An 11,816-nucleotide genomic window follows, 5' to 3' on the forward strand; every position below is an offset into this window, starting at 1 on the left:
GTCTGCGGGACAACTCAGCCCCGCTGGATGCCCGTCGTGTCCTGCAGCACACCGCGACGGCCGTCCTGCGTCTGGGCGATGAGGCCCGGACCGCGCTGCTCGACCGCGAGGTACCAGGTACCGGGCGCGAGTTCGGCGATCGGGTTCGGGGCGCCGTCCTCGCCGTACAGCGGACGGGCCACCGGCACCGCGAACCAGAACGGCGTGAAGTCACCGGCCGGTGCTCCACCGCCCTGCGGAGCCTGCTGGGGGTCCGGCTGACCGGGCTGGCCCGGCTGCGCACCGTACGGCTGGGGCTGACCGGGCTGCGCACCGTAGGGCTGCGGCTGGCCACCGGGGTAGCCGTAGCCCTGGCCGGGCTGCGGCTGGGCGCCGTACGGCGCCTGCACGGCCTGAGCGGGGCGCGGGGCGCCCAGGAGCGGGGCCTTGAGGGCGGGAACCAACGGAGTGGCCACCGCGCCGCCGGCCAGCACGATGGTCGCCAGCAGTCCGAGGATCAGGCCGGCGCCCGCGTTGCTGGCGTCGATGATCGTCCAGAACATGGTCCACAGGGCGAACACCGTGAAGGCGGCGCCGAACTGACCGAGGTCGAGCCCCACGACCTTGCGGCCCGGCATCGCGCGGCTCACGATCAGCAGTGCCGCGCCGATGATGCCGGCCAGGTAGATGCCCATCAGGAGCGAGAGCGTGTCCCAGGCGTTCGAGCTGAAGCCGGAGCAGTCGACGCCGGAGGGGCAGTCGACGCCGAAGAGGTCGAGGAAAGAGGCGATGAACAGCACGACCGCTGCTCCGATCACCACGCCGTCGCCTCGAGTGAGGGAGCGGATATTCACGTGAAGGTCCTTAGTCGGTCGTCTCGTCGGGGCGGTCGTCGATGCCGCCTGAACGGCGGGTACGGCGCGAAGCTCGGGGGCGGCTCCCCATCGTACGGATGAATCTATCGTCTGCCCGGGCGGGTTGTGTGCCTGGCCGGACCTCGGACGGACCATCCCCCCAATGTCTCGCCACTATCACCGCAGTTCTACCGCTTGAGGTAGCTGCTGATGCCCTCGGCGATACCGAGGGCCGCCTTCTGACGCCAGTCCGCGCTCATGAGCAGAGCGGCGTCCTTCGGGTCACGCATATTGCCGCATTCGACGAAGACTTTGGGCACGGTCGACAGATTCAGGCCGCCGAGATCCTTGCGGGTGTCCAACCCCGTATTGCCGCCGATGTAATTGGAGGGCGCGCTTCCGGTGATGCGGACGAACTTTCCCGCGATCCGTTCGCCGAGATCGCGTGAGGGGGCCACGATTTCCGCCGTGTCCGCGGCGCCGCCGCGTACCGCTGCGGGAAGGATCACGTGGAAACCACGGTTGCCGACCGCGGAACCGTCCGCGTGGACCGAGACGACGGCATCGGCGTGGGCCTCGTTGCCGATGCGGGCCCTCTCGTCGACGCACGGGCCGAACGGGCGGTCGTCGTCCTGGGTGAGGACGACCTTCGCGCCCTCGGCCTCCAGCAGCGTGCGCAGCCGGCGCGAGACGTCGAGGGTGAACCGGGCTTCCGCGTAACCGGAGTTGGTGGCTGTGCCCGTGGTGTCGCACTCCTTGTGCCCGGTACCGATGTCCACCTGGCGGTTGATCTCGCCCGTGCGGTCGCGGTTGCGCGGGTTGTGCCCCGGGTCGACCACCACGGTCATGCCCGTGAGCGGCCCCTTCGGCAGCGGCTTCGGCGGCTTCACGGAAGCGGACGGGGAGGCCGGAGGGGAGGGGCTCTTCGACGCCGCCGAGGTCGGCGAGGAGGACGCGGACGCCGCGCTGCCGCCGGACAGGGGCTGTGCCTGCCCGGGAGCGGGACCACCGTCGCCCCCGCACCCCGCCGCGGTCAGACAGACGGACGCCAGCACCACGGCGGCGAGCACGGGCCTGCGCGGCGCGGTCGCGCGCAGTGCGGCGGCAACGCGTGGGGTGGGGGGACTGCTGTCGTCGTAGCGCACGTCGCGATGCTATCCGTGAGCTTCAGATCCCCGGTCCGGTACGCCGCAGTACACGCAGGGAGTCCGTCACCGAGATCTCCGTGAACGCACCGGAGGACAGAGCCCGTTGGTGGACGCGGTACGGGGCCTGGCCGCCGTCCGCCGGGTCGGGGAACACATCGTGGATCACGAGCAGCCCGCCGTCGGCGACATGAGGGGCCCAGCCCTCGTAGTCACCGTTCGCGTGCTCGTCGGTGTGCCCGCCGTCGATGAAGACGAAGCCGAGCTTGCCGCCCCAGACGGCCGCGACCTGAGGCGACCGCCCGACGAGCGCCACCACGTGCTCCTCCAGACCCGCCCTGTACAGGGTCCTGCGGAAGGACGGGAGCGTGTCCATCAGGCCGATCTCCGGGTCCACGACCGTCGGGTCGTGGTACTCCCAGCCGGGCTGCTGCTCCTCGCTGCCCCGGTGGTGGTCGACCGTGAGCACGGTCACGCCGGCCGCGCGGGCGGCGTCGGCGAGCAGGATCGTGGAGCGCCCGCAGTACGTGCCCACCTCGAGCAGCGGGAGCCCGAGCGCGGCCGCCCCGGCCGCCGCGGCGTACAGCGCGAGACCCTCGCGCAGCGGCATGAAGCCCTTGGCGGCCTCGAAGGCGGCGAGGACCTCCGGCTCGGGTGCGACGGCGGACTCGGCGGTCACGGGCTTCCTCCAGATGGTGCGGCATCGATCGGCGCCCCATCGTGCCGCACGCCCCCGCCGGTGCCGTCGGCGGGGGCGTGCGTGCGGCTGCGCGGGTCCTGGCAGGTCAGGGGCGCACGGGCGCCGGGGCCGGGACGCCGTCGGCGGCCGCCGCGGCGAGCGCGTCGCCCGCACTGCTCGCCAGCAGGACCGGGCGCGCGGGCCGCTGCGACGGCAGGAACGCGGCCAGCAGCAGCCCGATCAGCACGGCACCCGTCGCGATCATGAACGAGGTCCGGAAGCCCTCCATGGTGGGCACCTCCACCGACCCCACGTGTACCGAGGTGTTCGCGAGCACCATGCCGATGACCGCACTCGACAGGGACGTACCGATCGACCGCATCAGCGTGTTCAGGCCGTTGGCCGCGCCCGTCTCGGACGCGTCGACGGCCCCGATGATCAGCGCGGGGAGCGAGGAGTACGCGAGCCCGATGCCGGCCCCGATCACCACCGCGATCACCACGGTCTGCCAGGCGGCGCTCATCAGGCCGAGCCCCGCCCCGTAGCCGACCGCGATGATCAGCAGGCCGAGCATCAGAGAGGCCTTCGGGCCGCGGCGGGCGGAGAGCCGGGCGTACAGCGGGGCCACGAACATCATCGTCAGGCCCAGCGGCGCCACGCAGAGCCCCGCGACCACCATCGACTGCCCGAGCCCGTAGCCGGTCGACGCGGGCAGCTGCAACAGCTGGGGCAGGACCAGCGAGACCGCGTAGAAGGCGACCCCGACCATGATCGAGGCGAGGTTGGTGAGCAGCACCTCGCGGCGGGCGCTGGTACGCAGATCGACCAGCGGAGCCGGGCTGCGCAGCTCGAAGATCCCCCACAGCACCAGGATCACCAGGGAAGCGGCGATCAGCCCGAGCGTGACGGGCGAGGTCCAGCCCCAGTCGCCGCCCTTGGTGACGGGGAGCAGCAGACAGACCAGGCCGAGCGAGATACCCAGCGCACCGACGAGGTCGAAGCGCCCGGCCGCGCGCAGCGAGGGCTCGGGCACGACGAGGACGGTGAGGACCATGGCCGCCACCCCGAGCACGGCCGAGCCGAGGAAGAGCGTGTGCCAGTCGGCGTGCTGGGCCGTCAGCGCCGCGGCGGGCAGGGCGAGCCCGCCGCCCACCCCGATCGAGGAGCTCATCAGTGCCATCGCCGAGCCGAGCTTCTCGCGGGGCAGCACATCACGCATGATGCCGATGCCGAGCGGGATGGCGCCCATGGCGAAGCCCTGGAGCGCACGGCCGACGATCATGACCACGAGGTCGTCGGTGGTCGCGCAGACCAGGGAGCCGATCACCATCACGGCGAGACTGGCGAGCAGCATCCGCCGCTTGCCGTAGAGATCACCGAGCCGTCCCATGATCGGCGTCGAGACGGCTCCGGCGAGCAGTGTGGCCGTCATCACCCAGGTCGCGTCGGCCGGGTCGGTGTCGAGGAGGGCCGGCAGGTCCTTGATGACGGGGACGAGCAGGGTCTGCATCACCGCGACGGTGATCCCCGCGAACGCCAGCACGGGTACGACGCCGCCCGACCGGCCCCTGCGCGGGTCGGGAAGCTCCCCGGCGTGCTGTTCGGTTGTCGTCCGTTGCATACGTGGGGCCTCCGGGCAGGGGGAAGTCAGGGGAAGGGCGGGGGTGAGCGTGCGGCAGCGCGCCCGAGGGCAGCACCGACCACCAAGTGGGTGCACACTGAACGCTTTCGTGACTCCGCTGTATTCCGCAGCTGCATTCCGGTGAACGGAGGAGGCCGGTGGCGTCACCGGAGAGCGGGCCGGCGCCGCCGTGTCCACCTCGGCACCGGAACCGTCGCAGCGTTCACTACCGGGCTTCGTCCAGCCTGGCACGTGCAGCATCGGGGCCGGTACCCAGGGACGCGTCGAGGTTGGCGGCCTGATCGACGAGCCACGCACCGTCTTCGCCGGGTACGAGCCGGAGTGCCGTGTCTATCCGGTTGCCCGTCGCAGGGTCCAGGTAGAGGGTCACGCGCACACCCACACCGGCCGCGTGGGGGCCGTCCGCCTCCATGTCGAACGGCTTACCTGTGGTCACACGGGCTTCCGGGTAGCTGCCGATGCTGGGGATGTTCCTCTCCTCGACGCACGCGGCGACCGTCCCTCTCCTTAGCCGCTGGGTCACGGCCTCGCAGGCAACCTTCCATTCTTTATCCAGTTGGGCCTGCTGATAGCGGCGGGCGGCCTCGACCGCAGAGGCTCTCCGCTCCTCACCCCCGGCACCGTGGCCGCCGCAGCCGGCCAACGGCACCGCCACCATGACCGTGAGCAATCCAGCCGTGCGTACGAGCCGCGCAGTCATGTGCCGTTCCCCCAGGAAGTGACCGGCCCTCACACCGGCGCCGTTGCGTGGATTACAGCACGGCCCCGAAGGCTCCCCGCCGACAGCCGCCGACAGCCGCTGAACGCCGATGGCGGACCGGACCGACGCCTCTCCGAAACGCGCCGACGAACGCGCGTCAGTGGTGGTCGCCCTGCCGGCCGAGGGTCTTCACGGGGGTCGCGCCGGGGCGGGTCCACTGCGGTACCGGCCGGCTGGTCGGTCCCCAGGTGGCGACCCCGTCGGCGTCCGAGCGCCAGGTCCAGCAGGACCGGCCGGCCACGGACGGGTACCCGTCGCGGACATCGCCCACCACGGGCCGGCCCGCGGGCCTGTCCTCCCACGCCTCGCCGCGGCCGTAGGGCGTCATGTCGAGCAGGCCCATGGACCCGTTGACCCGCTCGTTGCCGCGGCCCGTCGTGGAGTAGGTGAGGAACGTGCGGTCGCCGTCGCGCAGGAAGCAGGCGAGGTACCCCATCTCTCCGCCGACCGGAGCCTCCACGCCCCGCACCGAGTACCAGGGCTGGGTGTACCCCATGAACTCGACATAGGAGGCCACCTCTTCCCACGGACCCGAGGTCAGGACCGCGAACGAGACGCCCCGGGCGTTGAGGTAGACGGCGTCCTTCAGGTGCCAGGCCGCGGTCGTGCAGCCCTCGCACTGGCCCTGGTGCGGGGCGCCGTCGTGCCACATGTGCTGGTAGACCACGAGCTCGTCGCGGCCCTGGAACAGGTCGAGGAACGGCACCGGCCCGTCGGCGCCGGTGACCTCGACCGTGCCGTCGAACTCGACCATCGGCAGCCGCCGCCGAGCCGCGGCGATCGCATCGCCCTCACGGGTGTGCGCCTTCTCGCGGACGAGCAGTTCCTCGCGCGCCGCCTGCCAGGTGGCCAGGTCGACGACCGGCGGCCTGCCGGGGAGGTCGCTGCTCGCGTTGCCGGGCGTGGTGGTCATGGTGTCCTCCGTGGTGTCCTGTGCCGGGCAGCGCCGCAGGACGTTCTGCGAACGCTCGACGGAACAGACTCCCGGGCCGGCCGGAACTCATCGCCGGGGCCGATGTGCCCCGCGGCGGCCTGCGGCCTCTCGTTCACCGGCTCGGTGCGGCACACGGGTCGCCGTGAGGAGTCGACGGCGTGTCCACGGGCAGCTCCGCGGCCACGGTGAAGCCGCCCTGTGCGCCGGGGCCCGACTCCAGGGAGCCGCCCGCGGCGGCGAGCCGTTCGGTCAGGCCCTTCAGACCGGTGCCACCGGCCGGCCCCGTGCCCCGCTCCTCGCCCGGGCCGCGGCCGTCGTCCGTCACGGTCAGCCGGACCCGTTCGGACGTGGACTCGACCACGAACACGCAGCGGGTCGCGCCGCTGTGCCGTACGACGTTGGTGACGGCCTCCCGCACCACCCAGCCGAGGAGCGCCTCCGTCTGCGGGGTGAGCGGCGGTCCCGAGCGGCGTACCTCCGGCTCGATACCGGCGGCGGTCAGCGCGGACCTCGCCCGGGCCAGCTCGGTGGCGAGGCTTCCCTCGCGGTACCCCGTCACCGCCTCACGGATCTCGGCGAGCGCCTGACGGCCGACGGACTCGATGTCGGTGACCTGAGCGAGTGCGGCGTCGATGTCGCGGGGCGCGAGCCTGCGCGCGGCCTCCGACTTGATGACGATGACCGACAGCGTGTGCCCCAGCAGATCGTGCAGGTCGCGCGAGAAGCGCAACCGTTCCTTCTCCACCGCGCTGCGGGCCAGTTCCTGCCGGGTCGCCCGCAGTTCCGTCACCGTCTCCGACAGGGTGAGGATCGCGGCCGTCACAGCACCCGAGAGGAACGTGCCGTAGCCGATCGTCCACGGCTCCGAGACGTGGTCGCCGCGCCACACCGCGACGGCCACCGCACCGGCGGCGAGGAAGGCCAGCGCCGGCACGAGCCGCCTGCCCCGCAGGATCGTTCCGCAGGCCAGGGAGAGCAGCGGGAAGAACAGCAGCCAACTGCCGCCGTACCCGATCGCCAGACCGAAGGTGACCACGGCCATCGCGGCCAGAAGCGCGTACGAGGTGGGGCTGTCCCGCCTGTTGCTGTCGAAGCCGCGGAACACCACCGAGATGTAGAGGGAGTTGAAGGCGAGGAGCCCGAGGCCGCCGACCCAGGGGTTCGGTGACTCGCCCTGCCACAGGTTGGAGAACGCGCCGAGCCCCATCAGCAGCCAGGGCACCAGGGCGTAGGGACCGGGCGGCCCGGGGCGCCGGGGCCTCTTTCCTGCGCGCGCCATCGTCGCTCCCCTCACACGGTCCTCGCGGACCGACGGTAGGAAATCATGGCGTATCCGCCGAACAGCAGCAGCCAAGCGGCGAGTACGGTGACCGACCCGGCGCCCGGCGCGTGGCCGGCAATCGTCGCCCAGCCCAGGTCCGCGAATCCGTGGGCGGGGGTGAACTCACCGATGGTGCGCACCCATCCGGGGAACTCGGAGAGCGGGAACCACAGTCCGCCGACGATCGCGAAGCCCATCAGACAGGCCACGTTGACCACACCCGTGCCCTGCGGTGTGAGCCGGTAGCCGTTGCCGATGCCGAGCAGGGTGAACGGCAGCGCGCCGATCCACAGCGTCAGCACCAGTGCGACCCACTGCCAGGCCGCCAGCCGCACCCCGTTGACCAGCGCACCCGCGAGCAGAACAGCCAGGACGGTCGGCAGTACCGTCACCGAGCCACTGATCGCGCGGCCCGCCACGGCACGGCCCGGATCCAGCGGCGTGATCCGCAACTGCTGCAGCCAGCCGAGGGACTTGTCGGACGCGATGCCCGTACCGATGGCCATGGCCGACCCGAGCGCCCCGTACGCGGCCATGCCGACCATCGACGCGGCCTTCCAGTCGCCGTAGTCGCCGGCCCCGCCTAGGTTGGTGAAGAGGAGGTACATCATCACGGGCATGCCGGTCCCGAAGGCGAGGAACACGCTGTCGCGCAGGGTCCGCCGGATCTCGAGCACGATGTACGGGAACATCACACGGTCTCCTCGTGGTGGTCGGCGACGCGGTCCGCAGGCGCGGTCAGGGCGAGGAACGCGTCCTGAAGCGTGGCCCCGGTGACCTGGAGACCGCGTACGGCCCCGATCCTGGCCAGTTCGACGACGGTCGCGTCCGAGTCCTCCGTACGCAGCAGCGCCCGGTCCCCGCGCACCTCGACGCCCACGACTCCCGGCAGCGACTCCAGCCCTGCGGCCGTCCGGCCGGCCAGGTCGAAGGAGACCAGGCTGCCGCCCGCGGAACGCCTGATCAGGTCGCCGCTGCCGTCCGCGACGATCCGGCCGTGGTCGATGACCACGATCCGGTCGGCGTTCTCGTCGGCCTCCTCCAAGTAGTGCGTGGAGAACAGGACGGTGTTACCGCGTCCTGCGAAGGACCGCATCGAGGCCCAGAACGCCCGGCGCGCCTCCACGTCCAGGGCGGCGGTCGGTTCGTCCAGCACGATCAGTTCCGGACTGCCGGCCAGCGCGACGGCGAAACGGACGCGCTGGGTCTGGCCGCCGGAGAGCTTGTCGATGCGCCGGTCCGCGTATGCAGCGACTCCCGAAAGGGCGAGCGCCTCGGTCACGGGCATCGGATGCGGATAGGTGGACGCGACGAAGGTGATCAGCTCGCGCACGGTCACCCGGGGGATCGGGCGCCCGTCCTGGAGCATCGCGCCGACCAGTCCGGCCCGCACCGCCCGGTCGGGACTGCGGCCGAGGAGCTGAACCGTGCCGGAGTCGGGGTCGTCGAGCCCGAGCAGGAGGCCGATGGTCGTGGACTTGCCCGCACCGTTACGGCCCAGCAGGGCGACGGTCTCACCCCGTCCTACGGCCAGATCGATGCCGTCCACGGCCCGGACGGTGCGTTCCGCCCTGCCGAACGTCTTGACCACCGCGGCGAAGACCACCGCGGGTCCGCTCGTCGTGGTCCCCGTCGTCTGCGTCATGACCACGACGCTACGGAGCACGGCGTGCGGACGGCAGGGGCCGCGTGTACGGAGTCCGCGATGACACATGTCATGGAAGAGCGCGGTGTCGGTCCGGGTGAAGGCGGTGGGGCAGAACAGAGGCAGAACAGAGGGCCGCCGCAGCCGCGAGGCTGTGACGGCCCTCTTCCCGTGCGGCGCGGATCAGGCCGCCGCTCCGCCACCCCCTTCGGAGGGACGGCGGTGACGGCCGTGCGGCTGCACGCTCGTGTTCTCCGCCGACGCACCCCCTCGGTGCTTTCCGGAGCCGCCGGCTTCGGCCCGTGCGGCGTCCGCCCCCGGCGAACGCGTCCGGGTCGTGTCGGTTCGGGCTTCAGACATGTGGGAAGTCACCCCGTTGCTCTCGCTTACGTGTGTGTCGCAAGCCCCGCCACCGCCAGCCGACGTGGTCACCGTCGGCACCCACGCGGAACGGCTGCGTAGCCCTGGTCGGAGTTTATCCAGGCACCGGGCGCCCGGTGAGAGGCGCCCGGCCCAGGGGAACGGGCTTGCACACGCCAGGAGGCACAGCCTCCACGGATGGTTGCGTTCCGTTCGCGCCCACTCCGTGAACGTCGTCGGCCGGGGCGTCCAGCAGGGCCACGGCGCACGGCGCGCCGGTCTGCTCGTACGGCAGGTGGAGCACCCCCTCCCGGCTCCAGAAGCCGGCACCGGTCAACCAGCCCGCCGGTGGCGCGAGATGGTGCAGCCGCCGTCCCGCCGGACGCCAGACGCCCACCCAGCTGCCCGCGGCTCCGTCGATCCGCAGAGCCACCGCGCAGCTCTCCGGCATCAGCACCTGGCCCGGCTGGACGGCGAACGGCGTCACGGCCACGTCCGCCGGGCGCAGGCACTCCGGGAAACGCACCGGCAGGCAGCTGCCCAGCACACCCCAGCCGAGCCGGTCATGGCCGGGCGCGTCCGAACGGAGCAGCAGCAGCCCGCTGTCGGCATCGGCGAGCAGCAGCCGGTCGTTGCTCTCCGGCGTGATCTGCAGCAGCGGCGTCACCTCGCCGCCCCGCCCCAGATCCACGGCCACGGCCTTCACCGGCCCGCCGCCGGGCATCTGCCGGTCCAGCGAGAGCAGTCGCCCCTCACGGTCGAGCCAGGTCCCGCCCGCACAGTGGCCCGGCACATCGGCGACGTGCTCGGGACCGAAGGCACCGCCCGCCACCAGCCATACGCCGGTGCTGCGTTCGCCGGGGAGCAGGGCGTAGGCGCTCATGCCGTCCGGTGACGGCGGCAGGAGCGACAGGTCCGCGCATGCGATGGCGCCCAGCGGTAGTTCGCCGGTGCCCGGACCGGTCGGATAGAGCAGCGAGAACGTGTGCCGGTCCGCCACCCGCCGCCGGATCAGCACCCGCCCGTCGGAGAGCGGCAGCACATCGGAGTCCGCCTCCTCCGGCTGGCCGAGGGGCAGGGGAACGGCATAGGGCTCGGGTCCGTCGAGCGTCCAGCGTTCCGGGAACCAGGCGGGATCGGAGGTGCCGACGGCGGTGGTGAGCCTCGCCGCGTACGTGTGGTCCGCGGCGATGGTGAGGACGGGCGGCAGGCAGCGTACGAACGTTTCCGCACGGGCCGGCGCGGTGCGTGGTTCGGCCGGAGCGGCACGGTGGCCGGATGCGGCCGGTGCGGTGTCCCGGGGTGGTGCCGGGGGAGTGGCGGGCTCACCTCTCCTGGCCGCGGCGTCGGCGCCTCCGGGCGTCCCGGCCGGGCCGTGCCCGTCGCCCGTGCCGGAGGTGGCGGCGCTCCGGGTGCCCTCGGTGTGCCTGACGCTCTGGGTGCTGTCCGTGCCACCGGGCGTCAGGGACACACCGGTCCCGAGGGTCGCGTACGTTCCGGGGGCCGTGCCGGTCCCGGGAGGTGCGTACGTCCCCGGAGTCATGCCGGTCCCGGGCGCGGCGTACGTCCCCGGAGTCATGCCGGTCCCGCGCGGCCCGTACGTCCCGAGGGAGATGCCGATCCCGAGCGGCGCACCCGCGGCGGCGGACACACCTGCCACGCCCGTACCGGGGGGCGTGTACGCCCCGGTGGGCCGGTCCGCTGTTCCGGGCGCCACGTCCCGGACCGCGGGGCCACCGGTACTCGACGCGGTGGTCCCGTAGGACTCGGCGGCGGGTCCGGGCCCGCCTGTCGGGCCGGTTCCGCCGGTCATGCCGGTCTCGGCTGGTCTGCGGGGTTTCTCGGGCTCCGCCGGGTCGTCCGGCTCAGCGGCTTCCTCCGGTACGGGTCCGACCGTCGCGGCAGCCCCCGAGGCCCCCATGGACTTGTTCTCGATGACACAGGCAGTCATGTTTCGGTCACCTCCGGCAACCGAAGCTAGTTTTCGCACTTCCTGCCGAACAACACGAGCCATCGCACTTCACACATAAGGGTGGCGATGTTCGGATTCGACTGAGGGGAAGGGGGCGACTGTGCACCCTGATGACACGCGTGACCAAGGTGAGGCATCCCTGAGGATTCCCCGTGTGACGGTCACCGGAGCACGTGATGTCCCTTCGGCGCCGCGGTACCGCCGCTGTCGGCCTGGCAGTGGCTGCCGCCCTCTCCCTCGCCGGCCGGCTGCGTGCGGCCGACCCGTACGCCGAACTCTCCAAGATCGCGCCGACGGTGTTCTCCATCCGCCCGGGATTCCCCTGGAAGGGGGCCGTCGAGGCCGGCCGCGCCACGGACGTCCCGGACGCGACCTGGTACCTCGGCGTCGGCGTCACCTCGGAGGACCGGTCCTCGGTGACCTCCGCGCCGACCTCGTGAAGTAACGATTGACAACCGGCCGCCGGTTCGCCCGCACGGGTGCCCGCAGCCATGGCCGACGGGGCACGGAGGGCAGGTAGCCTTT

General features: G+C 72.2%; 11 protein-coding genes. 1 reads left to right on the plus strand and 10 read right to left on the minus strand.

The features are described from left to right. Positions 1 to 14 precede the first annotated feature (14 nt). The 10 genes from OG844_RS34910 to OG844_RS34955 form a co-directional block, all read right to left on the minus strand. A complete protein-coding gene (locus tag OG844_RS34910) occupies positions 15 to 833 on the minus strand; it encodes a hypothetical protein (RefSeq protein ID WP_406395789.1) in 819 nt (272 codons plus the stop codon). Positions 834 to 1,021: 188 nt separating this feature from the next. Next, positions 1,022 to 1,978, minus strand: a complete 957-nt coding sequence (locus OG844_RS34915; protein ID WP_406395790.1) for an N-acetylmuramoyl-L-alanine amidase — start codon at positions 1,976 to 1,978, stop codon at positions 1,022 to 1,024. Positions 1,979 to 2,000: 22 nt separating this feature from the next. Then, the gene (locus OG844_RS34920) at positions 2,001 to 2,657 is read right to left on the minus strand and encodes a class I SAM-dependent methyltransferase (RefSeq protein WP_406395792.1); all 657 of its coding nucleotides are present in this window, start codon (positions 2,655 to 2,657) and stop codon (positions 2,001 to 2,003) included. A 106-nt stretch (positions 2,658 to 2,763) separates the two neighbouring features. Then, positions 2,764 to 4,278 (minus strand): MFS transporter, encoded by a 1,515-nt coding sequence (locus tag OG844_RS34925; RefSeq protein WP_406395794.1) that lies wholly within the window; start codon positions 4,276 to 4,278, stop codon positions 2,764 to 2,766. A gap of 226 nt (positions 4,279 to 4,504) precedes the next feature. Continuing rightward, positions 4,505 to 4,999, minus strand: a complete 495-nt coding sequence (locus OG844_RS34930; RefSeq protein WP_406395796.1) for a hypothetical protein — start codon at positions 4,997 to 4,999, stop codon at positions 4,505 to 4,507. 157 nt (positions 5,000 to 5,156) lie between these two features. Next, positions 5,157 to 5,972 (minus strand): DUF899 family protein, encoded by an 816-nt coding sequence (locus tag OG844_RS34935; RefSeq protein WP_406395798.1) that lies wholly within the window; start codon positions 5,970 to 5,972, stop codon positions 5,157 to 5,159. Between the two features lie 133 nt (positions 5,973 to 6,105). Continuing rightward, positions 6,106 to 7,272, minus strand: coding sequence for a sensor histidine kinase (locus tag OG844_RS34940; protein WP_406395800.1), 1,167 nt, complete (start codon positions 7,270 to 7,272; stop codon positions 6,106 to 6,108). A gap of 11 nt (positions 7,273 to 7,283) precedes the next feature. Beyond that, positions 7,284 to 8,006 carry an ABC transporter permease gene (locus OG844_RS34945; protein WP_406395802.1) on the minus strand — a complete coding sequence of 241 codons (723 nt, stop codon included), beginning with the start codon at positions 8,004 to 8,006 and terminating at the stop codon, positions 7,284 to 7,286. After that, a complete protein-coding gene (locus OG844_RS34950; protein WP_406395804.1) occupies positions 8,006 to 8,959 on the minus strand; it encodes an ABC transporter ATP-binding protein in 954 nt (317 codons plus the stop codon). Before OG844_RS34950 ends, OG844_RS34945 begins: the two co-directional genes overlap by 1 nt. Positions 8,960 to 9,434: 475 nt before the next feature. Next, entirely contained in the window at positions 9,435 to 11,270 is a 1,836-nt protein-coding gene (locus tag OG844_RS34955) for a hypothetical protein (RefSeq protein ID WP_406395806.1), read from the minus strand. 197 nt (positions 11,271 to 11,467) lie between these two features. Between OG844_RS34955 and OG844_RS34960 the strand changes: the two genes are divergently transcribed. Further along, the gene (locus tag OG844_RS34960; RefSeq protein ID WP_406396412.1) at positions 11,468 to 11,731 is read left to right on the plus strand and encodes a hypothetical protein; all 264 of its coding nucleotides are present in this window, start codon (positions 11,468 to 11,470) and stop codon (positions 11,729 to 11,731) included. Positions 11,732 to 11,816 lie beyond the last annotated feature (85 nt).

The sequence above is a fragment of the Streptomyces sp. NBC_00887 genome, from assembly GCF_045207585.1.

Coding starts and splice junctions, on each gene's coding strand:
- OG844_RS34925 (WP_406395794.1), bottom strand. CDS start 4,278: ATGCAACGGACGACAACCGAACAGCACGCCGGGGAGCTTCCCGACCCG.
- OG844_RS34930 (WP_406395796.1), bottom strand. CDS start 4,999: ATGACTGCGCGGCTCGTACGCACGGCTGGATTGCTCACGGTCATGGTG.
- OG844_RS34935 (WP_406395798.1), bottom strand. CDS start 5,972: ATGACCACCACGCCCGGCAACGCGAGCAGCGACCTCCCCGGCAGGCCG.
- OG844_RS34940 (WP_406395800.1), bottom strand. CDS start 7,272: ATGGCGCGCGCAGGAAAGAGGCCCCGGCGCCCCGGGCCGCCCGGTCCC.
- OG844_RS34945 (WP_406395802.1), bottom strand. CDS start 8,006: ATGTTCCCGTACATCGTGCTCGAGATCCGGCGGACCCTGCGCGACAGC.
- OG844_RS34950 (WP_406395804.1), bottom strand. CDS start 8,959: ATGACGCAGACGACGGGGACCACGACGAGCGGACCCGCGGTGGTCTTC.
- OG844_RS34955 (WP_406395806.1), bottom strand. CDS start 11,270: ATGACTGCCTGTGTCATCGAGAACAAGTCCATGGGGGCCTCGGGGGCT.
- OG844_RS34960 (WP_406396412.1), top strand. CDS start 11,468: ATGTCCCTTCGGCGCCGCGGTACCGCCGCTGTCGGCCTGGCAGTGGCT.